The sequence below is a fragment of the Pseudomonas sp. 32_A genome, assembly GCF_017490905.1.
Lineage (GTDB): Bacteria > Pseudomonadota > Gammaproteobacteria > Pseudomonadales > Pseudomonadaceae > Aquipseudomonas > Aquipseudomonas inefficax.
In genome coordinates this window covers 244-27,151 of record NZ_JAFGYI010000041.1, presented here as the reverse complement: position 1 = coordinate 27,151, position 26,908 = coordinate 244, and the positions used below count along the sequence as shown (strand labels likewise).

The following is a 26,908-nucleotide window of genomic DNA, read 5'->3' as shown; positions in this document are numbered from 1 at the left end:
AGTACTTCGAGATTTAAATCACGGATATGAATTCAGTTTTCATCAGTTATGGCTAAGTCATCTAAGGGCGTGGTATGCAAGAGGCTAAGGGTGGGGTGAGTAGTAACTCGGGCACAGAGAGCCTTGTGAAGGTCGTCTCGGCGTCGAAAGTTCTTTCATGGGTTAGTCCGGGTGAGAATGATGTTTTCTATATTTCGGATCAGGCGGAATTTCCCGAAATTAAATTTGAGCTTAAAGCGCAAGACGCCTCGCCTTTGAACTGGTCGTGGGAAATCGAATGGGATGCAAAGGTCAGTGCGCTAAAAGAGCGGGCAAGGAAAGCGAAAACCTTGCAGGAATTTAAGAAGTCAGGCTCGTTCACTAGTGCAGGCCGAACTTGGATTGCAGACTTGGATGGTGAGGTTCTAGGAGGGAAGCTGACGGTTACGGTGCTATCCGGTGAAAACAGAATTCAGCGATCTGTGACAATTAAGGGGATGAACCCGTCAAAGGAAGTGATTGCTGCATACGTAAGTGATATGGACGACATGGACGGGTTTGAGAAGCTGTTAGAACAGGAAACGGGAAGTAAGCACTTCATTAATCTTGATGGCCAGCCAATTGTCGCATTTGACAAAGGGTATGGTATTACGCAAATGACGAGTCCAGCCCCAACTTATGAGCAGATTTGGAGTTGGAAGGAGAATATTTTAGGCGGGTCTGAAGTGTACAAGGATAAGGTGCGCGCAGCGAAAAAATATCTAGGTCAGCAGGGTCGGGCTTATACGGATGATCAATTACGGTATGAGGTATTCAGTCGTTGGAATGGCGGGAATTATCATCAGTGGGATAGTGTTGCAGAGGTTTGGGTTAGAAAGAAGAGTATCCTCTGTGATTCAAATACAGGCAATATCGGTTGGTCTATGGATAAGGAAAAAAATAAAGGGAAAACCGAAAGTGAGCTTCGGGAGCGAGATAAGGATAAGTACAAGGATGGTGGGAAGGGCCAGACCACGGATCATCCTTGGCAGTACAGTGGGGTCTGTTATGCGGATCACGTTCTTGATGAATAGGCAACTTTTGGGTTTGATTGGGCTTTTTCTCCATGCCTTTTGCGTGGTCGGGGCGTACGCCGGCGAGACTCGTTGGGTTGATGCCAAGGACGGACAAGTAGTGGTGGCAGTCCAAAACGGAAACGAATATGTCGTTGGCGTTCCTGTTGGAGTAAAGGGGGCCTACTTTGATGGGGAGCTGCATCGTGTCGGTGACAAAGATTATCTGTCCATATTCCAGGTGGTCGCCTCGAACTCAATGCGGCCGGATGGCTTCTGTGGTTCTGGAAATGAAATCTGGCTTCAATTATACGAATCTTCATCTGAGGTAAGTAGTCGTATATTGGTAAGTAGCTGCCTGTATTCGATCTCTCTGGCGAGCCAAAACTCAGGTCTGGAGGGGCAGGATAATGATTTCTCATCAGTAAAATGGGACGATTATGGTTTTTCAATTGAGTGGTTCGAACGAGTCGACAGCGTCGGTCGGGCTGTCGCTCTTACTAGGTATAGATTATGCGGTGACACCTTCTGTTCCTCAGACGTTTTTCAGGATAAATCTGGAAAGTAGTTTGCTTCGAATCATGCGCCGTATGGAGAATATCTCGTGATTGGGATTGTCAGAGTTGGGGATAAAAATACGGCGGGTGGAACTGTTCTTTCAGGCTCGTCATCGATGCTATTTCATGGCGTCAGAGCTGCGCGCCAGGGAGATCCGGTGATCTGCCCGGTTGTAGGTCATGGAAGGACTTTTATCGCTGAGGGGCACCCGACCTTCATGGACAATGGCCTTGCTGTTGCCTTCGATGGAAACCGTTGTGGATGCGGTTGTGCGTTAATCTCGTCTCTGGCTTGCTCAGGCGTCACGTGAATATGGCAGTTGAAATTCAGAAAGTTCGGGGAGAGGCGCGGCGGCCGAGTCTTCCAAGATGGTCGATTTGGCTCGGAGTGTTGCTGCTGCTTCTGCTCTTGGGTTTGATAGGGGGGATATTATTTATCGATCAAACGCCACGAGTAGATGCAGCGGTGATCTGGCGGGTAGCCTTGGGTACCCCTATTTTGGCTTGGGTGATGGCAATTTTCATTAGGATTATTGCTTATGCAGGTTACGTTCGGATTGCTGATGGGTGGGATGAGGCGAGGGCGGAAGACTTAGAGGAGAGATATCAGGTTGGTCGCCGTTCATTGCAAATATGGGGTGCAAGTGCTTATACGGCTCTGAGAAGTGAAGGTGTAAAGTCAGAAGACCAGGTTGGTAACCTTCTAGCGAACGTTAGAGCCATTAAGAGCCAGCCGTTTAGGATTGGAGGGGGGGTAGTACGTCACAGCTGCATGGATGGAGATGTCGACGCCGATCCAGAGCAGGTTTTGTTGCAAGCGTTCGAACAGGTGTTGACTGATCTCGCACGGACCTTAGATGGGGTGGCTGATGACATTACCCTGAAGGTGTTGGTAGAGGGTGACAGCCAAATACCAGAAAGCACTTTACACCGCATTTGGCGAAGCGCATGGCAAAAATCTGGGATTTATAAGTCTGCGGTAATTGTCAGTGATGCCGGGATAGTGGCTGTTGAAAAGTGGCTTGATCTAGGAGTTGATGATAATTCTCTGCTCTTGGTTGTTGCATATCAATTTGCTCCGAAACAACCGCGAGATACTGCTGAAGTAGTGGCGGGCTTGCTGTTAGGAAACTGCAATCCGACGCCGTCATTACACCCGATAGCTTGTCTTCATCGTCCAGAATTTTTGCGTGATTCTGGTTCGGAAGTGGGATTATCGGTGCAGCAGGCGCTGGAATGGGTTCCTATAAATGTATGCTCGGTTGAGCATGTATGGCGATCAGGAGTTGATCGATGCCACGACAGCTTAGTGAGAGTGGCGTTAGCAAGCCTAGGTAAGGGTGGCGCCAATGAGAAATATTTTCACGACTTAGACTCATTGCTGGGGTCAGCAGGTAGTGCGGCTCCTTGGTTGGCGATTTCGCTTGCTTCGGAGAGTATTAAGTTGGGAGTGGGGGCGCAGTTTGTTATTGCTGGTGGCTCTGACGACCTTATATTCTGCAACTGCGCAGTGACGCCTGTTTCGCCTGATTCGGTATAAGGTTTTATATGTTCGCAATAGTTGTGTGGATGCTTGCGATAATAATTGCTATTGCTGGGTTTGCAATCTTTTTGTGGAAGGCGGTTTTTTGGGGTGCTGGCGGTATTGGCTTATTATCCGATATCGGAGTGTCTGTTGAATTGACTTGGCTGCTCTTTTGGGTTGCGACTGTGGTGGTGCTGTCTGGCGGAAGCCTCTTGGTGCTAGGTCGTCGAATTGGTATCTCAACTTATCGCCGTCACTCCTCTGTAGATCCAGCTCAGGCAGGCAGTGGGTCAGAATGTGAGAGAGGGATAGATGTCATGTCCATAGATAATGCAGGCTCGGTGCGAGAGTGCCTTCGTCAGAAATATGGTTGGTCTTGGGGTTCCAGGGTGCGTCTGTTCTTGGTGGTTGGCGAAGCTCCTCAAATCAATTCTATTGCACCAAGATTGATTAACAAGCAGTGGTTGGAAGGGACGGCTGTTATAATTTTTTATGTCGGCAGTCTCCTTTCTAAACCAGACACAACGCTGCTCGACAAATGGCAACGGCAGTTTCGCTGGCGTGGCATTGATGGTGTCGTTTGGGCGCTGAGCGAACACCAGATGGACGACGCTGCTTCAATGAGTGCGAGCATTCATCATCTGCGGGAGGTGAGCCGTTATCTAGGCAGGCAATTGCCTGTGCATGTGTGGCAAGTCTGTGGCAGCCAATGGGGCCAGTCGGAGCGTGACATTGAGGCGGTTGGTGGCTTGCTTCCTACCCGACGAGCCGCAGCTCACTGGGAGGAGCATTTGGGCGCCCTGCAGCGCTCGCTGCGCGAACAAGGTTTGGCGCAGATGCAGCTCCAGATAACGCACGACTTTCTTCTGCGGCTTGCGCGTGACCTGCAGGTTGACGGTGCCGCACGATGGTATCGCCTGATTGAGTCCCTTTCAGCAAGGGCGACACGTGGCATACAGGTCCGTGGCGTGTGGTTCAGCTTGCCAGTTCAGAGGCCAGAGTCGGCGACGATAATTGAACACCACTGGCCTGAAGACCCAGCATGGTCAGGGATCCTCAACGATCGCTCCGCCCGAGCCCGGCGACTGGGTTGGCACCCAGCCAGAGTCGCCTACGTTTCTGCGCTCGGCCTCGCTTTCATTTGGGGCATCGGCTTGCTGTTGTCGTTTGCGAGCAACCGCGCCGAGGTCGGTCAGATAGCGGCGGCCTACAGCGCGTTGCAACAACCCGTAGTAGGCACCGACACCAAACAGGCACTGGGCGAGCTGGTACGCGAACTCTCCCGCCTGGACTACCGATCAGAACACGGCGCACCGTGGTATCAGCGCTTTGGCCTGAACCGGTCGTATGACCTGCGTGAAGCGGTGTGGCCGCTCTATACGCAAGCCAATAACCAGCTGCTCCGTGACCCCGCCGTCTCTGAACTGGAAAACCGGCTCAAAGCGTTGGTCAACTTGCCTCCGACGAGCCCCCAGCGCACCAAGCAGGCACAGCAGACGTACGACTATCTCAAAGCCTATCTGATGCTGGCGCGCCCGGAAAAAGCCGATGCCGCGTTCCTGGCCCAGACCTTGGGCGCTACCGAACCGGCGCTGTGGGCGTTCTACGGCCAGCATCTGCCCGAGCACCCTGACTGGGCGATCAAGGCTGACCTCAGATTGATCGCCCAAACGCGCCAGATGCTGCTGCGTGAACTGGGTCAGCGAAACGCTGAAAGCAGCCTGTACCAGCAGGTCCTCGACAACGCGGCGAACCATTACCCCGCGTTGGGCTTGCAGGAGATGGTCGGCGACACCGATGCAAGCGCCCTGTTCACCAGTGCAGAACAGGTCCCCGGTGTATTCACCCGCCAAGCGTGGGAAGGGCAGGTTCGCGAAGCCATTGAAGACGCGGCGCAAGCGCGGCGCGAAGAGATCGACTGGGTACTCAGCGACAACCCCAACGACATCGCCAAGGAACTGAGCCCCGACCAACTCAGGGAGCGGTTGACCGCACGCTACTTCCAGGATTACAGCAGTGCCTGGCTGGGCTTCCTCAACAGCCTGCGCTGGCAGCAGGGCCATGGCCTGAACGAGGTGATTGCACAGTTGACGCTGATGAGTGACGTGCGTCAGTCACCCTTGATCGCCTTGATGAACACCTTAAGTTACCAGGGGCAAGCCGGCGTCCGTGGCCAGGCCCTGGCCGATTCCCTGATCGAATCCGCGCAGAAGTTGGTGGGGCAAAAAGCAGCACCGATCGTCGATCAACTTCCCCAAACACCCAGCGGCCCGCTCGACAGCACCTTTGGCCCCTTGATGGCGTTGCTGGGCAAGGAGTCTGAAGGGCGATCAGTCGATGGCCGCCTGAGCCTGCAAGCCTTCCTTACCCGGATCACCGGCGTGCGCTTGAAGCTGCAACAGGTCGTCAATGCACCCGACCCCGAGGCGATGATTCAGACCTTGGCGCAGACGGTATTCCAAGGCAAAGGCGCGGACCTGACCGATACCCAGGCCTATGGCAACCTGATCGCCGCCAGCCTCGGCGCCGACTGGGGGCCAGCGGCTAATACGTTGTTCGTGGAGCCGCTGGATCAGGCATGGCAACAGACTCTGCAGCCGTCGTCGGCCGGCCTCAACCGGGCGTGGCAGCGCGCGATCGTCGATGAGTGGCAGGGCGCTTTCAGCGGCCGTTATCCCTTCGCCGCCACCAGCAGTGATGCTTCCTTGCCCATGCTGGGGCAGATGATCCGTGCCGATTCCGGGCGGATCGAGCAGTTCCTGGCTCAGCAGCTCACGGGGCTTCTGCGCAAGGAAGGCAGCCGCTGGGTGGCCGACGCGCGGCAAAGCCAGGGGCTGCGTTTCAACCCGGACTTTCTCACCGCGATCAATCAGCTCAGTCAGCTGGCCGATGTGCTGTACACCGATGGCGGTATGGGCTTGAGCTTCGAGCTGCAAGGCAAGCCTGTGCGTGATGTGGTGCAGACCACCTTCGTACTCAACGGTGAAAAGCATCACTACTTCAACCAGCGAGAAAGTTGGCAACGCTTTCGCTGGCCCGGGCAGGGCGACCATCCCGGCATCAGCCTGACGTGGAGCAGCGTCCACACCGGTGAACGTCTGTTTGCGGATTACCAGGGCACCTGGGGGCTGATTCGGCTACTGGAGGAGGCCAATGTCACGGCGCTGGATGACGGCGACAGTCGTTTTCGGGTCGTGCTGGATGCGCCAGATGGCCTGGGCCTGACCTGGCACTTGCGCACGGAGTTAGGCGAAGGCCCGTTGGCACTGCTCAAGTTGCGCGGGTTCAGCCTGCCGCGAGAGATCTTTCTGGCAGAGGGCCGAGACACCCCGCAGTACACGCAGAACGGGGGCTTCGAATGAGCCTGAAAAGCTTGGTCGAAAGCTGTTTGCCCGCCAGCGAGCCGCTGGTCATTGCCCGCAAACACAGCGAATCCTGGGAGCCTTGGCTAACGCCCATCAACGGCGATGTACCGGTGGGAGAGGACCCAGGCTACGACGACGATTTCCAGCGCATGCGCGAAGAGGTCAACAAACTCTCCGGGGCGGATGTGGACCTTGTGGCGCAACTGGCGCAGAAGCTGCTCCAGCAGTCCTGCAAAGACCTTCGCGTTGCCACCTACTACCTCTGGGCTCGTTTGCACCGGGACGGTGAGGTCGGTTTGGCAGATGGCCTGAGTTTGCTGGCGGCACTGATGGAACGTTATGCCTGCGACATCCTGCCGGTGCGCCCCAATAGCCGCAAGATGGCCTTGGAGTGGCTTGCCGGCAGCAGGGTCCTGGCAAGCCTGACGCTGTACCCCCAGGTGGTCAAGGCTGAAACCGAGCGAACGGTGGCTGCGCTGGTGTGGCTGGAGCACGGCTTCAGCCGTTGGCCTGAAGACCAGCGGCCACGGCTGGACGCCTTGTACGGCGCCCTCAGCAATCGACTCGCCGTGTCGGGAGGTGTTGATGCAATCGTCCCGCAGACCAGCAGTGATTCACCGCTGAGAAGTAGCACCCCTGGCCCGAGCGCATCACCCATCAAGTCCGGTCGCGATTTGCTGGACAGTGGCCGGGGCCTGGCCACCTACCTGCGTGAGCAACCAGAAGGGTGGTTGGCAGCGCATAGGCTGATGAAAAGCTTGCGTTGGGACACCGTGCACCAGGTGCCGCCGCAAAATGCACAGGGGGTTACCCGCCTGGCACCGCCTCGCGGCGAGTATCGCGCACAGCTCAAGCGCTTGCACTTGCAGCAAAGCTGGAGCGAGCTGATTGACTTGGTCGAGCAAATGTATGCCGAAGGCGTCAACCACTTCTGGTTGGATCTGCAATGGTACCTCCATCAGGCACTGAGCAAATCGGCTGAGCCTCACAAGAGCTGGGCGGATATCGTCAAACACGATCTGGCCATGCTGCTGCAACGTCTGCCGGGCGTGGAGCTGCTGTGTTGGAGCGATGGCTCGCCATTCGCTGATGAAACCACGCGTGAGTGGATCAACCAGCAGGTCAGCGGTAACCGCCCAGAACAATGGCTGCCCGCAGCGGCCCCCGCACTGCCGGCGGCCGCATGCGAAATACTCGCCTTGGAACCCGAGGCACTGGCGCAAGCGGATGCTGACGGTGTCGAGCAGGCGCTGGCCTGGCTGGCGAGTCGGCCCGATGTGCAGACCGGGCGACAGCGTTGGTTACTGCGTTTGCTGATGGCGCGAGTGGCCGAGCAGTGCGGCAAGGCCGAGCTGGCCATTCATTTGTTCACTGAGCTGGACGCTGCCGCGCAACGCCACACATTTGCCGACTGGGAGCCTGACCTGCTCTTCGAGGTCAAGGCGCGCTTGCTCAAGCTGCTGCGTTTGAAGGCCCAGCGCAACGACACTGACCGGCCTGCGTTGGCGCGGCAAATGGAACATCAGCTGGCAACCCTCGTATCCCTTGACCCGGTACGTGCTGCAGTGCTGTGCAGCTAATTCACTTTGATCAGGAATCTGTTTTGACTACGGACAACCTAACCCTGCGTTACTTCGACGCTGAAATGCGTTACCTGCGCGAAGCGGGCAAGGAGTTTGCCCAGGCTTTTCCGGACCGTGCGGCGCAGCTCAACCTGGATAAACCCGGCGCTGAAGACCCCTTTGTGGAGCGCTTGTTCGAAGGCTTTGCGTTCCTGATGGGGCGTCTGCGCGAGAAATTGGACGATGACCTGCCCGAGCTGACGGAGGGGCTGGTCAGCCTGTTATGGCCCCACTACTTGCGCACCATTCCGTCACTGGCCATCGTCGAACTGATGCCAGATGTCAGTCAGATGAAAGGCTGCGAGGCGGTTGCAAGAGGCTTTCAGGTGCTGTCACAACCGGTGGGGCAACACCGTACCCGCTGCCGCTACTCCACCACGCAGGATTTGACGTTACGGCCGCTCAATCTGGAAACCGTGCGACTTGACCATGAGCCAGATGGACGTGCAGTTCTACGCCTGCGCTTCGCGCGTGGAGCGCTGGCCAACTGGGATCAACTCGACCTCGCGCATATCCCCTTGTATCTGAATGCCGACGCAGCGCTTGCCAGTGTGCTGCATCAGGCGTTGACATTGAACGTGCAGGCGCTGCATGTGCGCTTGCCAGGCGCGGCGCAACGCAAGGCATTTGCGGGGCATTTCAAGCCAAAGGGGTTTGCCGACGATGATCGCCTTTGGCCTAAAGGCGACAGCGCGTTCAGTGGTTATCAGTTGTTGCTGGAGTACTTCACGTTCCGTGAGAAATTCATGTTCGTCACACTCTGTGGCCTCGAATCGCTCGCGTTGCCACCAGACGCCCCATGGTTCGAGCTTGAAGTCGTGCTCAGTGAGACCTGGTCGCATGCGTTCACGCCTACACAAGAGCACATTCGTCTACACGCGGTTCCCGTGATCAACCTGTTTGCACTGGAGGCGGACCCGCTCACCCTGGACCCGTTGCAGAATGAATACCTACTGCGGCCAATGCGCTTGCAGGACGGACATACAGAGATCTACTCGGTAGACAAGGTTTCTGGAACGAAAGACAGCGTGCGTCAGGACTACGTGCCTTTCAGCAGCTTTCGCCACAAAGGGGGCATGCTTCGCGATGAGGCCCCCGAGCGCTACTTCCATACCCGCTTGAGGCGCGGTGCCAATGGTCTTCATGACACCTGGTTGATCCTTGGCGGGGAGGGCTTTGACAAGGATGTGCTGCTCAACCGCAAAAGCCTGTCGTTGCGCCTGACCGGCACCAATGGCCAGTTGCCGCGCAAAGCCTTGCGCAGCACCTTGCTCGATGCTGCGGCGCAGTCCACCCAGGCAGGTTTGCGAGTGCGCAACCTGACCGCGCCGACACTACCGTGCTACCCACCCAATCGCGACAGTTTTCACTGGCGTGTACTCAGTCACCTGGGATCGAATTTCCTGCCGATGCTCAACAGTGCTGAAGTACTGCGTGGCACATTGGCTTTGTATGAGTGGACGGGCAGCGAAACGAACCGCCGCCGTCTGGAGGCCATTGTTGACGTCAGGCATCACCTGATTCAGCGCTTCGAAAAAGGCTTCTTGCTGCGAGGTGTGGATATTGAGGTGACAGTCGATAGCAATGGCTTTTCAGGCGAGGGAGATATCTGCCTGTTTGGTGAAATGCTTAGCCGGTTCTTCGCCCTGTACGCGGACATTCAGTTGTGCACTCAACTGACAATGATTCTGCAACCGACGGGGAGGTGCCTGCGATGGAACGAACATCACAGTCAGCGTATTCCCGGTTAAAGGCCGAAGGCATTCTGCACGTGCTGGCTGAACAGGTTTCGACCGCTAACGTCTACCGCTTCTGCCAGGTGCTGGAGCAGGTGTTGGCTGAACAACCACCGTTGGGCAGCACTGCACATCCCGGCGATGACCGGGTCAGGTTCCGGCCAGACCCTGGAATGGGATTTCCAGCAGGCGAGTTGAAGGCCATTGAAATCGACGAGTCTGCTCCAGACCGACCGCTGACAGTGCGAACCCGGCTGCTGGGATTGTATGGCGTCGACTCTCCTTTGCCCACGGGCTATCTGGATGATATCGCCCAGCGACGTGAAGGCCGTGAGGCGCTGGAGCACTTCCTCGATATCTTCAACCATCGGCTATTCACCCAGTTCTACCGGATCTGGCGCAAGTACTCCTACCCGGCAACGTTCGAGCCGGGCGGGCGCGATGCCACTTCACAGTGTCTGTTGGGCTTGATCGGGCTGGGCATTCCCGGTACGGCAGAGCGCATCGCCACACCGATGTCACGTTTTCTGGCCCTGCTCAGTGTGATGCGCCTTCCCACGCGCAACGCGGAGGGGATTGGTGCGTTGGTGAAGTTGCTGGCGCCGCATACGGATACGCACGTGACCGGGCATTGGCCGCAGAGCGTTGTGCTTGAGCAGCCTGCCAGCCTTGCACCCGAGCGTCCGGTTAGGTTAGGCCAGGGCATGCCGTTGGGCGCTGTCGGGCACGACGCTAACAGCCAACTGCGCCTGCGGTTGTGTACCGAGGACGAGGATGAAGCGCGTGAGTGGCTTCCGGGTGGCCGGCTGATAGCCGATTTGCAGGTGTTGCTTGAGGTGTATCTGGGGTGGCGTTGCACAGCGCTGCTGCAGCTCTCGATAGCGCGCGAGAGGGTGCCGGTTCCGGTGTTAGGACGCACTCGGTCGATGCTTGGCATGACCGCTGTATTGAAACGCGCAGAGGGGGCGCACGCATCGGCCCAAGACGACACGATCACGATCAACCTGGGCCGATATCAAGGTCTGCAGCCGAACCCTTGCAGGAAGGAGGTACAGCATGTGGCGTACCGTTTTTAAATGCTTCACGGCATCGACATTTGTTGCAGTACTGAGTGGGTGTGGCCTTGCACAAAAGGTTGCAGACGGTACGTCGTCTACTGCCCAGGCGATCTTCTACAAGCAAGTAAAGACGCTCCATCTGGATCTCAACGGGCGGTCAGCGATAAATACCGATGACGCAGAGATGAGCGGATTGTCGGTGCCAGTGCTGGTACGGGTCTACCAGTTGAAGGACAACAAGGCGTTGGAGAACGCCACCTATGACGATCTGCTAAGCCAGGGGGAACGGGTGCTTCGCGATGATCTGCTCGATGAACGCGTGGTGGTGATCAAACCCGGTGAGGCGGCGCAGCTGAGTACTCCCCTGCAAGGCGACGCTCGGTATGTTGCGGTGGTAGCGCTATTCCGAAGTCCAGACGTTATCGAAAATACGTGGCGCGTTGTCTTGCAGCGGGACGACCTCGAACCGGATCAGGCCAGGGTGCTCGAACTGGGCGATAACCGATTGACCCTCCGACAGCGCGTGGAGGGCTGACTGCATGCCTGAAACCAGTCCTTCTCTTTACGAAATCCTGTTGCAGAACTTCCGCGGTGAGCTAGCGCTGGACCAGGTGAATGAAGATGACCAGCTGACCCTCTCGGTGCTGGACAACATTCAGCGCATTCTCAACAGCCGTGCAGGTTCACTCTCGCATCTGCCCGACTATGGCTTGCCGGACATGGGCACGGTGCTGCAAGGGCTACCGGCTTCAGCCCATGGCTTGATGAACGACATCGCCCGCACCTTGCGCCGCTATGAGCCCCGGCTGGCGCAGGTGAGCGTTCAGCTGATACCTCAGTCTCGCCCTGGCCATCTTGACTATGCCCTTGACGTACTCATCAGGGGCGGCGGCAGGGCGTCCTTTGGGACCACACTCGGCGCCGAAGGCAGGGTTGTGGTGCGTCACCTCAAGCAGGAAGGCTACCTTCCCGTGCAATGGAACTGACAGGGGGCCAGATGACGGCGCTTTTCGAGATGCGTGTACGCCTGGGTGGGGATCCGGGCAACTTCGATGAGTTCAAAATGCTGCGCGGTGAGTTGGCAAAGCTCAATCACCCTGCCTGCCCAGATGTGGACTGGGCAAAAGTTGAGGGGTTGTCTTTGCGCCTCTTCGAGCTGAACGGGGTTGAGCTGCAAACAGCGGTGGCGTTCGTGCTGGCGCGTAGCTACCGCACGGGGCTCGCGGGCTTGACGGAAGGGTTGGCATTGCTCTCTACGCTGACCGATGAATGGCCGCGCCTGTGGCCGGTGCAGGCGTCAGCACGCATTGATCTCATAGCATGGCTGTTTAGTCAGTTGCATCCCTTGGTTCGCATGGTGGAATGGGGCAGGTCAAGTTCGGCGGCGTTGAGCGAGCTGGTTGTTGAGTTAAACCGGCTGGAGCACCGTTTGGAAAGCCTTGGTCATGCGCCACTGGTGTCGCTGCAGGTTTTTCGAAACCAGATAGTCAGCCTCCTGCAGCGCATATCTGGAAGCATGGCGGTACCGATGCCGCTTCTGTCACAGCCATGGATATCGTTTGCTGAACCATCGGTCAGACCTCAGATCACCTCCGTTGTGCCTGCGCCATCGACCTACACATTTGTAGTCGAGCATCCCGCGCAGAGGCGCGCTGCACTGCCGTGGCTGCTGACTTTGACGATCACTTGCGCATTTGCGGGTTGGTTAGGCTGGCAGGAGTGGGTCTCTAGACAAATCCAAGAGCCTTCCATGCCTAAGCCAATCCAGCTCGACAGCTTGACGCTGTTCGATCCTGGCAGTGCCGAGCTCAAACCCGGTTCAACCAAGTTATTGATCGGTGCACTGGTTGGTATCAAAGCCCAACCTGGGTGGTTAATCGTTATTTCCGGTCATGCCGATGCCCAGGGTGACGTTACCAGGAATCTCGATCTCTCTCGTGCTCGCGCCTCTGCTGTCCGCGACTGGATGCAGCGTATGGGAGATATCCCGGACAGTTGTTTTGCTGTTCAGGGAATGGCGGCCGGTCAGCCGATCAGCAGCAACCATACTCCGTCTGGTCGAGCAGCAAATCGGCGTGTGGACATCCGTTTAGTGCCTGAGTCTAGTGCGTGTGGAGAACTTGAGGCTGCAGGGCGTTTGGTTGGAAGCGGCGAGGGCGTGTAAGGAGCAATGGCAACGCGCGCTAACAGGCGACGATCAACTCATCCTCGGGAAAAACGTACCCTCATTTCCTTAGAGGCCGCTCAACGCTCTACCAGCCAGGTAACCGAATGTCATCCCCGGCCCCAGGGTAATCCCGCCACTCGGGTAATACCCACCCATCACACTGTGCATGTCGTTGCCCACCGCATACAGCCCAGGAATCGGCTGCATCGCGTGGTCCAGCACACGGGCGGCACTGTCCGTTGCCAGGCCGGCAAAGGTACCCAGGCTGCCCGGCAACAGTTTCACTGCGTGATACGGCCCGTTCAGCAAGGGGCGCAGCGATGGATTGGGTACCTGTAACGGCTCGCCCTGGGCCCGGTTGTAAGCCGATTTGCCGCGCTGGAAAACCGGGTCTCCACCCCGGGCTGCATGGTGGTTGAAGTCATCCACCGTGCGTTGCAACTGCTCGGCATCGATCCCGCAGCGCTGTGCCAACTGCGCCAGCGTGCGGCCGCTGTGCAAATAACCGCAGCGTTGATAGTGGCGGGTGGGGAAAGGGAAGGGTTTGGCCCAGCCGATACCATAGCGACGTTGCGCTGCATGATCGCAGATCAGCCACGCTTGCGGCGCTTCACCCTGCGGCGTGGCGGCGAACAGCGCGTTCATGAAGTCGTGGTAGCAATCGGCTTCGTTGACGAAGCGCCGGCCATCACGGCACACGGCGATGAAACCGGGCTTGGCACGATCGATCAAGTGCGGGAAATGGCCGAAACTGCCATCGCTGCGCGGTACCCGCGACACAGGTGCCCAGGCACCCGCATGGGCCAGGGTCGCCTGGACCAGGCCACCGGCCTGTTCGCCCAGGCGCAGGCCGTCACCGCTGTTTTCCCATGGTGCGGCAGAGTAGTGCTGGCCACCGTCCGGTGCATGCGGCATCAGTTGCGCGATGCGCTGGCGATCATGGGCAAAGCCACCGCAGGCCAAAACCACACCGCGGCGGGCGTGAATCAGCTGGCCGTCGGCAAACTGCGCGCCGCTGACCCGGCCTTCGCCCAGCAGGCCGCTGGCCGGCTTGTCGGTCAGCAGCGTCACGCCAAGGTCCAGGGCGCTGCGCAGCAGCCGTGCCACCAGTGCGTTGCCATTGACCAGTTGCAGGCCGCGCCGGTGCAGCAGCAGATCGCGGCCATGGCGCAGCAGGCGCTTGCCCACATGCAGCGCGGCCTTGGGTGAGCGCGTGGCGTTGAAGAAGGCGGCCATGTCGGCGCCGCCGGCAATGCCCATGCCGGCCAGGCTGACGATGTCCAGCGGTGGGCGCAGCTTGCGCAGCCAGGGGCCGAGCAGGCGCCCGTCGTATGGTAGCGCGCACAGCGAACGGCCACCGCGCGTGCTGCCGTCGCCATCGCGCATGTCGGGCATGCGGCTGCCGCACTGGAACTGCACGGCGGTGTGTCGCTGGAAGAACGCGACCATTTCCGGGCCATGGTGCAGGAAGGCGCGCTGGCGCGGGTCCAGTTCGCTGACATGGGTTTGCGCGCGCAGGTAGCGCTCCGGGGCATCGTCGGTCTCGAGGATGCCTTCGGCAACGGCCAGCGGGTTGCGCGGTATCCACAACCAGCCCCCCGACCAGGCGCTGGTGCCGCCCAGTTGGCTGGCTTTTTCCGCGACGATCACCTGCAGGCCGTGATGGGCGGCAGTAACTGCGGCAGCCAGGCCAGAGGCACCGGAGCCGATGACGAGTACGTCACATTCGAGGGGTTGCATGGTGGGTTTCGCTCAGGCTTTGGAAGAAGGTCTACTGCAGCGGCGAAAAGCCGGTAGGCCGCAGCATTCGCGACTGCAAACGCAGCACCGCGCCCAGTTCGCGGTTGCGCCGTGAGAACTCGGCCCAACGCGGGTCCGCTGCCATGGCTGCGCGGCGTGCCATGCGCTCGTCGAGGCTGGCATAACCCCAGACATGCACCACCTGGTTGACCTCGCCGAACTCGCTGGTGAAAAAGCCGATCAGGTTACCGAGATGCTCGCTTTGCACCTCCAGCGCGTGGCTTTGGTACAGGCTCAGCCAGTCGGCCATTTTCAGTGGGTCGAGGGTGTAGGTTCTCAGTTCGTAGTACATGCTGGGGTCTCCATGTGGGTGGTTGGCGCCTGCAGGCGCGCGGCGATGTGGTTGGCAGCGAGCCAGCCGAAGGTGAGGGCAGGGCCCAGGGTGATACCGGGGCCGGGGTAGGTGCCTCTCATCAGTGAGTTCATGTCGTTGCCGACCGCATACAACCCGGCAATCGGCTGGCCATCGCGGTTCAGCACGTTGGCCTGGGCGTTGGTCACCAGGCCGCGGGCCGAGCCGAGGTCGCCGGTGTGGATGCGGATGGCGTAGAACGGGCCGCTGGCCAGCGGCGCCAGGCATGGGTTGGGCGTGTGTTGCGGGTCGCCCATGTAGCGGTTGTAGCTGTTGCCGCCTTTGCCGAACGCGCGGTCGATGCCGTTGCGGGCGTCGGCGTTGAACTGCTCCAGGGTCTGCATGAACACCTGTGGGTCGACGCCAATGGCCTTGGCCAGGGTCTGCGCTGTGGGGGCGCGGTGCAGGTAGCCGGCATCGATCAATGCCTGGTTGTCCACCGGCTTCGGCCGTGCCAGGCCCAGGCCGTAGCGGTTCATCGCCTCGGCATCGCAGACCAGCCAGCAACTGGCAATGCCTTTGGCGAACATGGTCTGCACGAAGTGGTGGTAGGAATCGGACTCGTTGACGAAACGTCGCCCGTCCGGGCTTACCGCGATCACGCCCGGTTTGGCGCGGTCGGTGACCAGGTGCGGAAAGCGTTCATGTTCGCCACTGGCATGGCGCAGTTCGGAAACAGGCGCCCAGAAGAAGTTGGCCACCAGGCCTTCGCCCTGGGCTGCGGCCACGGCTTGGCCAAGGCGCAGGGCCGCGCCGTCATTGGTGGGCGGTGACATGGTCAGGTGCTGCGCTTGCCGGGCCGGCCGGTAGCTGTCGGCGAGCGCGCCTGCAGCGAACCCGCCCATGGCGCACACCACACCGCCCCGGGCCAGCACCCGTTCCCGGCGCCCTTCGCGTTGCACCACCACGCCGGTGACCACACCGCGTTCGACGATCAGCTCCAGGGCTTCGCTGCGCAGCCACAGCTGCGTGCCATGGGCGAAGGCGCTGCTGGCCAGGCGGGCGATCAAGGCGTTGCCGGTGGTAAGCCGCGTGCCGCGCGGATGGCGCAGGCGGTCCCGCGCGTAACGCGCCATCAGCTTCAGGCAATGCCACAGCGACCGGGGTGAGCGGCGAATACTGAGAAAATGCTGGATATCCACGCGATTGACCATCATGCCGCCGAACAGCAGCATGCCGGGCGGCGGCATCTGCAGGTTATTGAAGTGCGAGCCGAGCTGCTTGCCGTCGTACTCGACCATCTCCAGTGCCCGGCCAAACTGGGTGGCACCCGGGTCGTCCGGGTAGTAGTCCGGCGAATGCGGGCGCAGGGCGTAGCGCAGTTCGGTGTTCTGCTCCAGCCAGCGCAGCGCCTGATGGCCTTGCTCGATGAAGGTGTCGACCAGGGTGGGGTCGTAGCCGTCGCCGATGACCTGCCTGAGGTAGGTGCGGATGGCCTCGGGCGAGTCCACCGCCCCGGCGGCGCGGGCTTGATCGGTACCGTAGAGCCACACCGCCCCGCCGGAAATCGCCGAGGTGCCGCCAAAGTGCTCGGCCTTTTCCACCACCAGCACTTTCAGCCCATGGCGGGCGGCCGTGGCAGCAGCGGTAAAGCCACCGGCACCGCTGCCCAGCACGACCAGGTCAAAATTGTGTTGCGTATGTTCATGCGTCGGCATGGCTTCAGATCTCCAGCGGCGTGACGCCCATGAAGGCGCCCAGGTGGCCGAGTTGGGCGAAGGCCATTTCCGGGCCGGTCTGGACCGCGCAGCCAACCTGGCGTGCCCGCTTCAGCAGCGGGGTGATCTCGGGCGAGGTGACCACATCGGCGACCAGTGTTTCGGCTTGCAAGGTGGCGAGCAGGGCGGCAGGCAGCGGCAGCTCCGCGCTGCCGCCCATGCCGACAGGGGAGGCGTTGACCAGCAGATCGAAACCCTCCAGTTCGTCGACCCGGGTGGCGATTGCAACCCTGGGGAAGGCATTGCGGAGCAGCTCGCACACAGCGGCCATGCGCGTTGTGCTGGGGTCGCTGAGGGTGACGCTGGCGATGCCGGCTTCGCCCAATGCATAGGCGATGGCACTGCCGACCCCGCCACAACCGATCACCAACGCACGCTTGCCTGCCGGCTCGAAGCCATGTTTGCGCGCAGCACCGAGGAAGCCGGCGCCGTCCACGTTGTCGCCCAGCAGGCGACCGTCACGTTCACGGCGAATAACATTGACCGAGCCCAGCGCGGCTGCGCGCTCGCTCAGGCCGTCAAGGCGGCTGGCCAGGGCCTGCTTGTATGGCACGGTGACCACGCAACCGCGCAGGTTCTGCCAGCCGCGCAGGGTGCCGGCAAAGGTATCCAGTGCGGCCTCATGCAGGTCGATGGGCAGCATGGCGAGGTTGCAGTTGTTGTTGGCGAACCAGGTGTTGAAGTTTTCGGGGGACTTCACCTGGGCAATGGGCGAACCGACGATGGCGACTAGTTCAGTGGAACCACGAATCATGCTGACCTCCCTTTTTTTGCGTTGTCATGGAGGGCAAGGGTGAGGCAAGGAGGCCAGGGCAACAATGCGCTGATCGGGCGTTTGATGCGATAATCGCAGCCTTACTCCGGTTATCGCGTTAATCGGCTGTTTTTGCTTGTTTGCGAGTCGACTAGATGAACACCCCCGCTATCCATCCCCGTGACCTGATCGCCGGCTTGCAGAAGGGCCTGGCGCTGATGCAGCTGTTCAGCGCCGAGCAGCCGCGCCTGAGCGTGCCGCAGGCGGCCAGGTTGTCCGGCCTTACCCCCAGTGCCGCGCGGCGGTTTCTGTTGACCTTGGTGCACGAAGGGTTTGCCGAAACCGACAGCCGTGAGTACTGGCTCACGCCCAAGGCGTTGCGCCTCGGCCAGGCGTATGTGGACTCGGCACAACTGCCGCGCATGCTGCGGCCGATCGTCGAGCAGGTGGCGCGGCAGACACAGGAGCATGTGTCGGTGGGTACCCGTGATGGCGACGAGATCATCCACCTGGTACGCAGCCGCTACAGCCATGTGGCCTCGTTGTCGATCCGGCCGGGCTCGCGGGTGCCGATGTATTGCACCGCCGGCGGGCGTATCTGGTTGGCCTGGCTGGAGGAGGGGGAGCGGGATGCGTACTTTGCGCGTAACCCGCTGAGGGGGTTGACGCCTTATACGCAGACGGACCGGTTGCAGCTGGAGACGCAGTTGTTGCAGGTGAGGGCGCAGGGGTTCTGTATCGTGGACCAGGAGTATGAAATCGGCATGCGCGTGTTGGGTGTGCCATTGCTGGACCGCGCCGGCCGCCTGAAAGCGACGTTGACTATCACCACCCATGCTTCGCGGTTGAGTGTGGACGAAATACGCTTGCGGTATTTGCCGACCCTGTATGAAGCCCAGGCGTTGTTGCGGCCGGTGCTGGATTGAGGCGTCAGGGTTTGGTGGCGTGTTTCGCGGGTGAACCTGCTCTCATGGAACTGCACATGACTCATTGAATCAGCAGGGCCCCTGTGGGAGCGGCTTCAGCCGCGAACACCGGCGCAGCCGGTGCCATGCACCGCGTTGGATTCTTCGCGGCTAAAGCCGCTCCCACAGGGTACGCGGACCGCTTGTGTACTCCGCTCTATGCGTGACCGCGCAGCCCAAAGGACTGGGCGCACGGATCACGTATTGGTCCCGATACCTGTGGGAGCGACCAGGCCCTTGGCTTATCTCTCGATCTGGCGATTCCAGCGCGCGTTCCATTCGGGGCGCTGGGTGTTGACCTGGTCCCAGTCGATGGTCACGGCAGTCTGCAGGTAGGTCTGCATGGCTTCGACCTGGCCACGGGTCTTGTCGCTGGTGGGCGTGTTGGGGTTGGACGGGATCTGGTCACCCAGCTCCAGGGCCGGCGACTGCGCCTCGGGGCTGAGCAGGAACTCGGCGAGCTTCTGCGCAAGCTCCGGCTGGTCGTTGTTGGCCGTGACGCATTCGGCCTGGTTGAGCACCACGGCACCTTCCTTGGGCGCAGCGTACTCCACCGGGATGCCTTTGAGCTTCAGCGCCGTCACCTGGGTGGGGGTGAGCGGGAATAGCGCGGCTTCGTCGGTTTGCACCATTTCCGAAAGCTTGGCCGAGTTGGGGATGTACTCCAGCACGTTCGGGCCCACGTTCTTCTGCCAGGCAGTGAAGCCCGGGTTGACGTCGGTATCGCTGCCGCCGTGCAGGCGGTTGTACATCAGGAAACCATGCAGGCCGAAGGTGGACGATGCCATCGACTGGAACACCACCTTGTCCTTGAAGCGCGGGTCGGCCAGGTCGTTCCACGAGGTGGGCGCTGCCCAGCCGTTGGCCTTGAACAGGCGGCTGTTGTAGGCAAGCCCGGTCACACCCAGGCTGACTGCAGCGGCCTTGTCCTTGATCAGGGCCTTTTCCGGCAACTGGGCCAAGGTCGGGTTGGGCTTGAGCGTGCTGCACAGGCCCATGCCGATGGCGCGGTACATGATGCCGTCATCCAGCACCATCACATGGATCGACGGCTTGTTCGGCGTGGCCTGGACCTTGGCCAGGATGTCGGCCGAGGTGCCGGGGACGATCACCACCTTCACCCCGTTGGCCTGCTCGAACCTGGGCAGGATGTTGTCGCTGAACAACCGCTCCATGGTGCCGCCGTTCATGCCCAGGTACAACGTGGGTTGGGCCATGGCGGGCAGGCAGGCGAACAGGCCGGGCACGGTGCAGAACAGGGCGAGCAAACGTTGCTTGTGCGTCATGACAGGTTTTCCTTGTGGTGGTTGGGCTGAAAACGGTTGATGGAAAAGGCCGCCAGGCTGATTGCCGGTGCGCCGTGCACCACGCATTGCGCCAATGCTTCACCGGCGGCCGGGCCTATCTGGAAGCCGGCGCCGGCAAAGCCGAAGCCATGCAGCAGGCCAGGCTGGTGCAGGCTGGGGCCGAGCACCGGTTCGTCATCCGGCAGGTAGCCCTCGGTGCCGCTCCAGGTTCGAATGGCCTGGGCGCCGGCCAGTGCCGGGTACAGTTCGGTGGCGTTGCGCAGGATGTCGAGCACTGCGGCCTGCCCCGGGCGTGCGGTGGTCGGGGTCAGGGCAAAACCGCGCCCGCCGCCCAGCACGCAGTTGCCACGCGCCACCTGGCGGGCATAGATGCCGCCGCCTTCGACCCCGGTGCTGGCGGTCATGAACAGCGGCAGCGGCTCGGTGACCAGCATGGCTGGGTGGGCTGCGGTCAGCGGCACCGGCTCGCCGAACCGCTCGGCCAGTTGCGCCGACCAGGCGCCGGCGCAATTCAACAGCCAGGGCGCCTTGAAGCCTTGGCCGCTGCTGGTGTGTACGCAGAAGCGGTGGCCGTCGTGTCCCACCTCCACTACCTTGCACTGCTCATGCACCTGGGCGCCGCTGCGCCTGGCCGCCTGGGCGAAGGCCGGTGACACCAGCCGTGGGTTGGCATGGCCGTCCTCGGGGCAGTACGAGGCGCCGACGGCGATATCGCCCACCCAGGGGAAGCGCTGGCGCAGTTCGTGTCGTTCAAGCAGTTGCAGGCGCAGGTCAAAAGCCTGGGTGCGCCGGGCATAGGCCTTCAATGCATCGAAATCGGTTTCGCTGCGTGCCAGCTTCAGGTGGCCGCTGCGAGCGTATTCGCCATCGATGCCGATCCATTCGCGCAGATTGCCCCAGATGGCATGGGCGCGCATCGATAGCGGCAACTGGGCCAACGAGCGGCCCTGGCGGCGCACACCGCCGTAGTTCACCCCGCTGGAATGCGAACCGCAGAAGTCGCGCTCCAGCAATGCCACTTGCCGACCAGCGCGGGCGAGGACCAAGGCAGCGCTGCTGCCGACGATGCCGCCGCCGACGATGATGGCGTCCACTTCGATCAGCTTCATGGTTTTATCTCCAGGCCGAAGGGCAGGGGCTTCACCGGTGCCTGGCCGCGCAGGCGCCCGACCTGGTCAATGGCCCGACCGCTTTCGCAGGCGATCAACTCGGCGGCAGCGGCACCGCACACGCGGCCCTGGCAGCGGCCCATGCCGACTCGGCACATGGCCTTGACCCGGTTTATTTCCCAGTGGCCGGCACGCACGGTGGCGCGGATTTCCCCGGCACTGATCTGCTCGCAGCGGCACACGGTGAGCTGGTCCGGGGCCTGGCGGGCCCACTGCTCGGGAAAAGGAAAGGCCTGCTCCAGCCCCTGGCGGAAGCGCAGCAGGGTGGCCAGACGCTTTTGCAGTTGCTGCTGGCGCTGCGGGTTGCCGGGCTTGCCGAGGTCGGCCAGCAGTGTCAGGGCGGCCAGTTCTCCGCTCATCTCGGCACCGTCGGCACCGAGGATGCCAGCACCGTCGCCTGCCAGGTACACGCCGGGGCTGCTGGCCCGGCCCTGGGCATCACGTACTGGCAGCCAGGCGCGGTTGAGCGCGTTCCAGGCGAACTGGCAACCCAGCAGGTCGGCCAGTTGGGTTTCACTGCGCAGCGCGTGGGCGAATGCCACGGCGTCGCACGGCAGGTCGTGTTGCTGGCCATCGTGCGACCAGCGCACACCGCTGGCGCGTTGATCGCCATCGATACCCAGCAGGGTCACGCCCTGATGCACCGGCACACCCTTGCGGGCCAACCAGGCGCGGTAGTACAGGCCCTTGGCAAAGGTGCCTGGTTGCAGAAGCAGGCGTGGCAGGGCACGCACCTGGGCGCTGAAGGGTGAACTGTCGAGCACCGCGCTGACCGTGGCCCCGGCCTTGGCGTACTGGTAGGCCACCAGGTACAGCAGCGGACCGCTGCCGGCCAGCACCACCCGTTCACCGATCGCGCAGCCCTGGAACTTCAGCGCGATTTGCGCAGCGCCCAAGGTATAGACCCCAGGCAGGGTCCAGCCGGGTATCGGCAATACCCGGTCGGTGGCACCGGTGGCGACGATCACCCGGTCGAACGCCAGGCGGTCGGCCAGTCGACCCTGGTGCAGGGTGTCCAGCACCTGCTCCTCGGCGTTCCACACCAGGGTTTCGGGGCGATAGTCGATCTGCTCGCGCAACTGTTCAAGGGTGCTGTGCAGCGCCTGGGCCTTGCCGGCCTCGAAGCCATACAGCGATTTGGCCGGGCGGCGAAAGTTGGCCGGTTGCTGGCGGTAGATCTGCCCGCCGCCGCGGCTGGCTTCGTCCAGCAGTACCGGGCGTACGCCGTGGGCCACCAGGGTTTGCGCGGCGCGGATGCCGGCCGGGCCGGCGCCGATGATCACGATCGCACTCATGGCTGGCGCCCCGGGTCGCGGGTCACGCAATGGCCTGGTTCCAGAAAGGTCGAGCAGGCGCGTACCCGGCGGCCATCCTGCAGGCGTACCCAGCAGTCCTGGCAGGCGCCCATCAGGCAGAAGCCGGCGCGTGGTTCGGCGCTGAAGTCGCTACCGCGCAGGTGCCCGGCATTGGTCAGGATGGCGGTCAGCAGGGTATCGCCGCTCATGCCTTTGGCTGGTTGGCCGTCGAGCAGGAAGGGCACAGGCTCGCGGTCGTGTTCGGCCACGCGCTTGAACAGGGGCATAGGGGCATTCCTTGTCATTGCTTGCCCACCAGCACGCGGTCCAGGCCATATACGCGGTCCAGGGCGACCATGGTCAGGGCCGTGACGGCGATCACCAGCGCCGAGACGGCGGCCATCATCGGGTCGATGGATTCGGTGGCGTACACGTACATGCGCACTGGCAGGGTCTGGGTGGCAGGCGAGGTGACGAAGATCGACAGGGTCACTTCGTCGAAGCTGTTGATGAACGCCAGCAGCCAGCCGCCGGCCACGCCGGGCAGGATCATCGGCAGGGTGACCTTGCAGAACAGCGTGACCCGGCCAGCCCCCAGGCTTTGCGCGGCCTGCTCGGCGCTGCGATCGATACCGATGGCTGCAGCCAGTACCAGGCGCAGCACGTAAGGGGTGATCACCACGACATGGGCGAACACCAGCCAGGCGAAGCTGCCATTGACCCCCAGCAAGGCGAACAGCCGCAGCAAGGCCACACCCAGCACCAGGTGCGGGATGATGATCGGCGACAGCAGCAGGCCGTTGAGGAAGCCTTGGCCGGGGAAGCTGTAGCGGGTGATCGCCAGGCCCGCCGGCACGGCGATCAAGGTAGCCAGCGAGGCAGCCAGGGCCGCAAGTTTCAGGCTGTTGTAGAACGCATCGAGGAAATCGGCACGCTCGAACACAGCGCTGAACCAGCGCAGCGAGAAGCCGGTGGTGGGCAGGCTCAGGGTGTTTTCCGGGGTGAATGCCACCAGGCACACCACCATCAGCGGGGCGAGCATGAACAGCATCACCAGGGCGTGAAAGGACAGGGCCAGCGGGCCGTTACGGGTCATCGGTTCAGACTCCAAGTGCGCGTTTGTAGCGGCGTTCGACCAGCCGGTTCCAGCTGAGCATCACCAGCAGGTTGATCAGCAGCAGGGCCACGGCGATGGTGGCGCCCATCGGCCAGTTCAGTTCGGCCAGGTACTGGTCGTAGATCATGGTGGCGACCATCTTCAGCCGGCGCCCACCCAGCAGGCCGGGGATGGCGAAGGAGCTGGCGGCCAGGCCGAAGACGATCAGCGTGCCCGACAGTACGCCGGGCATGATCTGTGGCAGCACGATGCGGCGGAACACCGTCCACTGGCTGGCGCCCAGCGATAGCGCAGCCTGCTCGGCGGCAGGGTCGAGCTTCTGCAGCGAGGTCCACACCGGGATGATCATGAACGGCAGCATCACGTGGACCAGGCCGATGATCACTGCAAAGGGCGTATACAGCAGCTTCACCGGCTGCCCGCCGAGGGCGGTGATGCCCTGGTTGACCAGGCCGTCGGCGCCCAGCAGCAGGCTCCAGCCGAAGGCTCGCACCACCACCGAAATCAGCAATGGGGTCAGTACCAGTATCAGGAAGATCGAGCGCCACGGCGCGCCCATGCGGCTGAGCACCAAGGCCTCGGGAATGCCGATCAGCACGCACAGCAGGGTGACCAGGGCACTGATCCAGAAGGTGCGGAAAAAGATCTGGTAGTAGTAGGTGTCGGTCACCAGGCTCAGGTAATGGCCCAGGGTGTACTGGCCGGCCTGGATACCGCTGCTGTAGTCGAATGCGTTGAACGACAGCAGCACTGTCAGCCCCAGTGGCGCTACCAGCAAGGCCAGGAACAACAGCAGCGCCGGGCTGCTGAGGCCGTAGCCCCAGGCGCTGCTGCGCAGCTTTGCCGCGCTCATGCCGCCACCTCGCCAGCATTCAGCACCCGCAGCAGGGCATCGTTCCAGTCCAGGCCGACCTGTGTGCCTTCATCCAGCGGTGTGTTGCCGTCGTTGGCACGCACCACGGCCAAGTTGCCCAGGGCGGTGTCGACCCGATATAGCCATTGGCTGCCGAGGAAGTAGCGGCAGCTGATGCGGCCTGCGAGCTTGCCGCTACCGGCCGGGCCGAGGCTGATCTTTTCCGGGCGCAGGCTGAGGGTCAGCGGGCCCAGGGCATTGGCCTGCGGTTGCCCGCCGGGGCCGATTGCGCCGCGCAGGCGGTTGGCCTTGCCGACAAAGTCGGAAATGAAGGGTGTGCCCGGGTGTTCGTAGAGGCGGTAGGGGTCATCGACTTGGGTGATGCGCCCGGCTTCCATCACCACTACCCGGTCGCTGATCGACAAGGCCTCGGCCTGGTCGTGGGTGACCATCAAGGTGGTGATGCCGACCTCGTTCTGGATGCGACATATCTCGAACTGCATTTCTTCACGCAGGTGGGCGTCCAGGTTGGACAGCGGTTCGTCCAGCAGCAGCACCGGCGGTTCGATCACCAGTGCGCGGGCCAGGGCCACACGCTGGCGCTGGCCGCCGGAGAGCTCGCGTGGGTAGCGCTCGGCATGCTTGTCCAGGCGCACCAGCGCCAGGGCCTGGTCGACCCGGCGGGCGATCTCGGTGCTGGCCACCTTGCGCATGCGCAGGCCGAAGGCGACGTTGTCGCGTACGGTCATGTGCGGGAACAGTGCGTAACTCTGGAACACCACGCCCAGGCCTCGGCTGGCCGGTTTGGCATGGGTGATGTCGCGGCCGTCGAGGACGATGCGACCGCTGGTGACCTCGACGAAGCCGGCAATCATTTGCAGGGTGGTGGTCTTGCCGCAACCCGAAGGGCCAAGCAGGGAGACGAACTCGCCTTTCTCGATGGCCAGTGACGAGCTGGCCACTGCCTCCGTGGCGCCATAGCGCTTGCAAAGATTTTCGATCAACAGAAAGGTCATGGCTGTGCTCCATCGCAAACGGAACCGGGGTCAACCGGCAGTTTCAGGGTGGGCAGAGCGCCAGCGGCAAAAGCAAAGCTTTTACGGACGTTGGCGCTCGCTTCTGTGGCGGCGGCCGATGTTGTGATATCGCCCTATGGACCGGAGAGTAGGGCAATGATTAGGATGGCGACAAAGGGTAATTTCACTGAGTGACAGCTATTTTGAAATTATTCCGCTGAGTGGAATTTGTAAGGGTTGGATGAAAGATGGATTCCGATAAACGAAATGGGCAGCCCAAGGAAGTAGGTGTCAGTGCGGTGTCGCGATTGTTCGCCGTATTGCGTGCGCTGGGAGAATGCGGCGGCGAGGGCGAGAAGGTCAGCCAGCTGGCGCAGCGGGTTGGCCTGGCGCAGCCCACCACTCACCGCCTGCTGCGCAGCCTGATTGAAGAAGGCATGGTCGACCAGTGCGCGACCAGCAAGCGCTACCGGTTGAGCCTGGATTTTTTTGCCTTGGCGGCCAAGGCCGGGCAAGCCGGCAACCTGCGCGATGTGGTGCGCCCCAGCCTGCTGCGGCTATCGGCGTCGCTGGGCGATTCGCTGTTCCTGCTGGCACGCTCGGGGTTCGATGCGGTGTGCCTGGACCGCAGCGAAGGGCCGTACCCGATCCGTACCTTCACTGGCGATATTGGCGGCCGTGTAGCTTTGGGGGTGGGGCAGGGCAGCCTGGCCATCCTGGCCTTCCTGCCGGAGGAGGAGCGCGACGAGGTGATCCGCTACAACCTGCCGCGGTTGAAGGATTTCCACCATTACGACGAAGTCATGCTGCGCGCCGAAATCGACAATGTGCGCAGCCTCGGCTATGCCGGGCGCAACACCGGAGTGCTCGATGGCATGGCCGGCCTGGCGGTGCCGATTCTCGATCGTAACGGCCATGCGGTGGCGGCCTTGAGCGTGGCGACCATCAGCGACCGCCTGGGGCCCAACCGCATGCCGACCGTGGTGGCACTGCTCAAGCGCGAGGCGGCGGCGATCGGCGAGCGGGTCAACCCGTTCGACCCAGTGCTGCGCCGGCCTTCGCATGTGTTTGGTTGAGGGCCAGGATTGAGCTCAGTCCATCGTCGCGATGGAACACTGATGAAGGCCGACGCATGGCACCGGCTTTGCCGGTGTTCGCGGGTGAACCCGCTCCCACATTGAACCGTGCAAACGTTCGAAGTTCTGGTCAGGGCAGTTGTTTCTACCGGCATGGCACAGGCCCAGGCCGGCGGCTATCCCTGTGGGAGCGGGTTTACCCGCGAAGCAGGCAACGCGGTGCATGGCACCGGCTTTGCCGGTGTTCGCGGGTGAACCCGCTCCCACATTGAACCGTGCAAACGTTCGAAGTTCTGTTCAGGGCAGTTGTTTCTACCGGCATGGCACAGGCCCAGGCCGGCGGCTATCCCTGTGGGAGCGGGTTTACCCGCGAAGCAGGCAACGCGGTGCATGGCACCGGCTTTGCCGGTGTTCGCGGGTGAACC

Annotated in this window: 24 protein-coding genes; 13 read left to right on the top strand and 11 right to left on the bottom strand. The window is 61.5% G+C overall.

What is annotated here, in order from left to right; genetic code table 11:
- Positions 1 to 125: 125 nt before the first annotated feature.
- From J5M58_RS21155 to J5M58_RS21105, 11 genes are all read left to right on the top strand, one after another.
- Entirely contained in the window at positions 126 to 1,052 is a 927-nt protein-coding gene (locus J5M58_RS21155) for a hypothetical protein (protein WP_368857205.1), read from the top strand.
- Complete coding sequence (locus J5M58_RS21150) at positions 1,045 to 1,599, top strand: hypothetical protein (protein WP_207879455.1); 555 nt, start codon at positions 1,045 to 1,047, stop codon at positions 1,597 to 1,599. The genes J5M58_RS21155 and J5M58_RS21150 overlap by 8 nt, the downstream gene beginning before the upstream one ends.
- Before the next feature lie 36 nt (positions 1,600 to 1,635).
- The gene (locus J5M58_RS21145; RefSeq protein WP_207879452.1) at positions 1,636 to 1,899 is read left to right on the top strand and encodes a PAAR domain-containing protein; all 264 of its coding nucleotides are present in this window, start codon (positions 1,636 to 1,638) and stop codon (positions 1,897 to 1,899) included.
- Positions 1,900 to 1,901: 2 nt separating this feature from the next.
- Positions 1,902 to 3,128 carry a hypothetical protein gene (locus J5M58_RS21140; protein WP_207879450.1) on the top strand — a complete coding sequence of 409 codons (1,227 nt, stop codon included), beginning with the start codon at positions 1,902 to 1,904 and terminating at the stop codon, positions 3,126 to 3,128.
- Between the two features lie 302 nt (positions 3,129 to 3,430).
- The gene (locus tag J5M58_RS21135) at positions 3,431 to 6,475 is read left to right on the top strand and encodes an ImcF-related family protein (RefSeq protein ID WP_243432437.1); all 3,045 of its coding nucleotides are present in this window, start codon (positions 3,431 to 3,433) and stop codon (positions 6,473 to 6,475) included.
- The gene (tssA, locus tag J5M58_RS21130) at positions 6,472 to 8,058 is read left to right on the top strand and encodes a type VI secretion system protein TssA (protein ID WP_207879446.1); all 1,587 of its coding nucleotides are present in this window, start codon (positions 6,472 to 6,474) and stop codon (positions 8,056 to 8,058) included. The genes J5M58_RS21135 and tssA overlap by 4 nt, the downstream gene beginning before the upstream one ends.
- 23 nt (positions 8,059 to 8,081) lie before the next feature.
- Entirely contained in the window at positions 8,082 to 9,851 is a 1,770-nt protein-coding gene (gene tssF, locus J5M58_RS21125; RefSeq protein WP_207879444.1) for a type VI secretion system baseplate subunit TssF, read from the top strand.
- Positions 9,815 to 10,912 (top strand): type VI secretion system baseplate subunit TssG, encoded by a 1,098-nt coding sequence (gene tssG, locus J5M58_RS21120; protein ID WP_207879440.1) that lies wholly within the window; start codon positions 9,815 to 9,817, stop codon positions 10,910 to 10,912. The genes tssF and tssG overlap by 37 nt, the downstream gene beginning before the upstream one ends.
- Positions 10,893 to 11,429 carry a type VI secretion system lipoprotein TssJ gene (gene tssJ / locus J5M58_RS21115; RefSeq protein ID WP_112252192.1) on the top strand — a complete coding sequence of 179 codons (537 nt, stop codon included), beginning with the start codon at positions 10,893 to 10,895 and terminating at the stop codon, positions 11,427 to 11,429. Before tssG ends, tssJ begins: the two co-directional genes overlap by 20 nt.
- 4 nt (positions 11,430 to 11,433) lie before the next feature.
- Positions 11,434 to 11,880 carry a type VI secretion system baseplate subunit TssE gene (gene tssE, locus J5M58_RS21110; protein WP_112252191.1) on the top strand — a complete coding sequence of 149 codons (447 nt, stop codon included), beginning with the start codon at positions 11,434 to 11,436 and terminating at the stop codon, positions 11,878 to 11,880.
- 11 nt (positions 11,881 to 11,891) lie between these two features.
- On the top strand, positions 11,892 to 13,058 hold the full coding sequence (locus J5M58_RS21105) for an OmpA family protein (protein ID WP_207879437.1): 1,167 nt from the start codon (positions 11,892 to 11,894) through the stop codon (positions 13,056 to 13,058).
- Between the two features lie 69 nt (positions 13,059 to 13,127).
- Here J5M58_RS21105 and J5M58_RS21100 read toward each other — a convergent pair whose 3' ends face one another.
- The 4 genes from J5M58_RS21100 to J5M58_RS21085 are packed head-to-tail and all read right to left on the bottom strand — an operon-like array spanning position 13,128 to position 17,685.
- Positions 13,128 to 14,801, bottom strand: a complete 1,674-nt coding sequence (locus J5M58_RS21100; RefSeq protein ID WP_207879435.1) for an FAD-dependent oxidoreductase — start codon at positions 14,799 to 14,801, stop codon at positions 13,128 to 13,130.
- A gap of 31 nt (positions 14,802 to 14,832) precedes the next feature.
- Positions 14,833 to 15,153, bottom strand: coding sequence for an NIPSNAP family protein (locus J5M58_RS21095; RefSeq protein WP_112252189.1), 321 nt, complete (start codon positions 15,151 to 15,153; stop codon positions 14,833 to 14,835).
- A complete protein-coding gene (locus tag J5M58_RS21090) occupies positions 15,138 to 16,871 on the bottom strand; it encodes an FAD-dependent oxidoreductase (protein ID WP_207879433.1) in 1,734 nt (577 codons plus the stop codon). Before J5M58_RS21090 ends, J5M58_RS21095 begins: the two co-directional genes overlap by 16 nt.
- 4 nt (positions 16,872 to 16,875) lie before the next feature.
- Positions 16,876 to 17,685, bottom strand: a complete 810-nt coding sequence (locus tag J5M58_RS21085) for a shikimate dehydrogenase (RefSeq protein WP_207879431.1) — start codon at positions 17,683 to 17,685, stop codon at positions 16,876 to 16,878.
- A 155-nt stretch (positions 17,686 to 17,840) separates the two neighbouring features.
- Between J5M58_RS21085 and J5M58_RS21080 the strand changes: the two genes are divergently transcribed.
- Positions 17,841 to 18,611: an IclR family transcriptional regulator C-terminal domain-containing protein gene (locus J5M58_RS21080; protein ID WP_207879429.1), complete on the top strand. Its 771-nt coding sequence runs from the start codon at positions 17,841 to 17,843 to the stop codon at positions 18,609 to 18,611.
- A 281-nt stretch (positions 18,612 to 18,892) separates the two neighbouring features.
- Here the strand turns inward: J5M58_RS21080 and J5M58_RS21075 are convergent, their stop codons facing one another.
- Genes J5M58_RS21075 through J5M58_RS21045 form a run of 7 tightly spaced genes read right to left on the bottom strand, consistent with a single transcriptional unit; the run spans position 18,893 to position 25,407 of the window.
- Positions 18,893 to 19,936, bottom strand: a complete 1,044-nt coding sequence (locus tag J5M58_RS21075) for an ABC transporter substrate-binding protein (RefSeq protein ID WP_112252185.1) — start codon at positions 19,934 to 19,936, stop codon at positions 18,893 to 18,895.
- Complete coding sequence (locus J5M58_RS21070) at positions 19,933 to 21,066, bottom strand: FAD-binding oxidoreductase (RefSeq protein ID WP_207879426.1); 1,134 nt, start codon at positions 21,064 to 21,066, stop codon at positions 19,933 to 19,935. Before J5M58_RS21070 ends, J5M58_RS21075 begins: the two co-directional genes overlap by 4 nt.
- Positions 21,063 to 22,421 (bottom strand): NAD(P)/FAD-dependent oxidoreductase, encoded by a 1,359-nt coding sequence (locus tag J5M58_RS21065; protein ID WP_207879424.1) that lies wholly within the window; start codon positions 22,419 to 22,421, stop codon positions 21,063 to 21,065. The genes J5M58_RS21070 and J5M58_RS21065 overlap by 4 nt, the downstream gene beginning before the upstream one ends.
- Positions 22,418 to 22,708: a (2Fe-2S)-binding protein gene (locus J5M58_RS21060; RefSeq protein WP_112252182.1), complete on the bottom strand. Its 291-nt coding sequence runs from the start codon at positions 22,706 to 22,708 to the stop codon at positions 22,418 to 22,420. Before J5M58_RS21060 ends, J5M58_RS21065 begins: the two co-directional genes overlap by 4 nt.
- A 14-nt stretch (positions 22,709 to 22,722) precedes the next feature.
- Entirely contained in the window at positions 22,723 to 23,517 is a 795-nt protein-coding gene (locus J5M58_RS21055; protein ID WP_112252181.1) for an ABC transporter permease, read from the bottom strand.
- A gap of 4 nt (positions 23,518 to 23,521) precedes the next feature.
- On the bottom strand, positions 23,522 to 24,391 hold the full coding sequence (locus J5M58_RS21050; RefSeq protein WP_112252180.1) for an ABC transporter permease: 870 nt from the start codon (positions 24,389 to 24,391) through the stop codon (positions 23,522 to 23,524).
- Positions 24,388 to 25,407: an ABC transporter ATP-binding protein gene (locus tag J5M58_RS21045; protein ID WP_112252179.1), complete on the bottom strand. Its 1,020-nt coding sequence runs from the start codon at positions 25,405 to 25,407 to the stop codon at positions 24,388 to 24,390. Before J5M58_RS21045 ends, J5M58_RS21050 begins: the two co-directional genes overlap by 4 nt.
- Before the next feature lie 248 nt (positions 25,408 to 25,655).
- On the opposite strand from J5M58_RS21045, the gene J5M58_RS21040 reads away from it, so the two are divergent.
- Positions 25,656 to 26,483 (top strand): IclR family transcriptional regulator, encoded by an 828-nt coding sequence (locus tag J5M58_RS21040; protein WP_207879422.1) that lies wholly within the window; start codon positions 25,656 to 25,658, stop codon positions 26,481 to 26,483.
- Positions 26,484 to 26,908 lie beyond the last annotated feature (425 nt).

What these genes read in the sequence shown, in the direction of transcription:
- J5M58_RS21150 (WP_207879455.1), top strand. Translation starts at nt 1,045, where the DNA reads ATGAATAGGCAACTTTTGGGTTTGATTGGGCTTTTTCTCCATGCCTTT.
- J5M58_RS21140 (WP_207879450.1), top strand. Translation starts at nt 1,902, where the DNA reads ATGGCAGTTGAAATTCAGAAAGTTCGGGGAGAGGCGCGGCGGCCGAGT.
- J5M58_RS21135 (WP_243432437.1), top strand. Translation starts at nt 3,431, where the DNA reads ATGTCCATAGATAATGCAGGCTCGGTGCGAGAGTGCCTTCGTCAGAAA.
- tssA (WP_207879446.1), top strand. Translation starts at nt 6,472, where the DNA reads ATGAGCCTGAAAAGCTTGGTCGAAAGCTGTTTGCCCGCCAGCGAGCCG.
- tssG (WP_207879440.1), top strand. Translation starts at nt 9,815, where the DNA reads ATGGAACGAACATCACAGTCAGCGTATTCCCGGTTAAAGGCCGAAGGC.
- tssJ (WP_112252192.1), top strand. Translation starts at nt 10,893, where the DNA reads ATGTGGCGTACCGTTTTTAAATGCTTCACGGCATCGACATTTGTTGCA.
- tssE (WP_112252191.1), top strand. Translation starts at nt 11,434, where the DNA reads ATGCCTGAAACCAGTCCTTCTCTTTACGAAATCCTGTTGCAGAACTTC.
- J5M58_RS21105 (WP_207879437.1), top strand. Translation starts at nt 11,892, where the DNA reads ATGACGGCGCTTTTCGAGATGCGTGTACGCCTGGGTGGGGATCCGGGC.
- J5M58_RS21100 (WP_207879435.1), bottom strand. Translation starts at nt 14,801, where the DNA reads ATGCAACCCCTCGAATGTGACGTACTCGTCATCGGCTCCGGTGCCTCT.
- J5M58_RS21095 (WP_112252189.1), bottom strand. Translation starts at nt 15,153, where the DNA reads ATGTACTACGAACTGAGAACCTACACCCTCGACCCACTGAAAATGGCC.
- J5M58_RS21090 (WP_207879433.1), bottom strand. Translation starts at nt 16,871, where the DNA reads ATGCCGACGCATGAACATACGCAACACAATTTTGACCTGGTCGTGCTG.
- J5M58_RS21085 (WP_207879431.1), bottom strand. Translation starts at nt 17,685, where the DNA reads ATGATTCGTGGTTCCACTGAACTAGTCGCCATCGTCGGTTCGCCCATT.
- J5M58_RS21080 (WP_207879429.1), top strand. Translation starts at nt 17,841, where the DNA reads ATGAACACCCCCGCTATCCATCCCCGTGACCTGATCGCCGGCTTGCAG.
- J5M58_RS21075 (WP_112252185.1), bottom strand. Translation starts at nt 19,936, where the DNA reads ATGACGCACAAGCAACGTTTGCTCGCCCTGTTCTGCACCGTGCCCGGC.
- J5M58_RS21070 (WP_207879426.1), bottom strand. Translation starts at nt 21,066, where the DNA reads ATGAAGCTGATCGAAGTGGACGCCATCATCGTCGGCGGCGGCATCGTC.
- J5M58_RS21065 (WP_207879424.1), bottom strand. Translation starts at nt 22,421, where the DNA reads ATGAGTGCGATCGTGATCATCGGCGCCGGCCCGGCCGGCATCCGCGCC.
- J5M58_RS21060 (WP_112252182.1), bottom strand. Translation starts at nt 22,708, where the DNA reads ATGCCCCTGTTCAAGCGCGTGGCCGAACACGACCGCGAGCCTGTGCCC.
- J5M58_RS21055 (WP_112252181.1), bottom strand. Translation starts at nt 23,517, where the DNA reads ATGACCCGTAACGGCCCGCTGGCCCTGTCCTTTCACGCCCTGGTGATG.
- J5M58_RS21050 (WP_112252180.1), bottom strand. Translation starts at nt 24,391, where the DNA reads ATGAGCGCGGCAAAGCTGCGCAGCAGCGCCTGGGGCTACGGCCTCAGC.
- J5M58_RS21045 (WP_112252179.1), bottom strand. Translation starts at nt 25,407, where the DNA reads ATGACCTTTCTGTTGATCGAAAATCTTTGCAAGCGCTATGGCGCCACG.
- J5M58_RS21040 (WP_207879422.1), top strand. Translation starts at nt 25,656, where the DNA reads ATGGATTCCGATAAACGAAATGGGCAGCCCAAGGAAGTAGGTGTCAGT.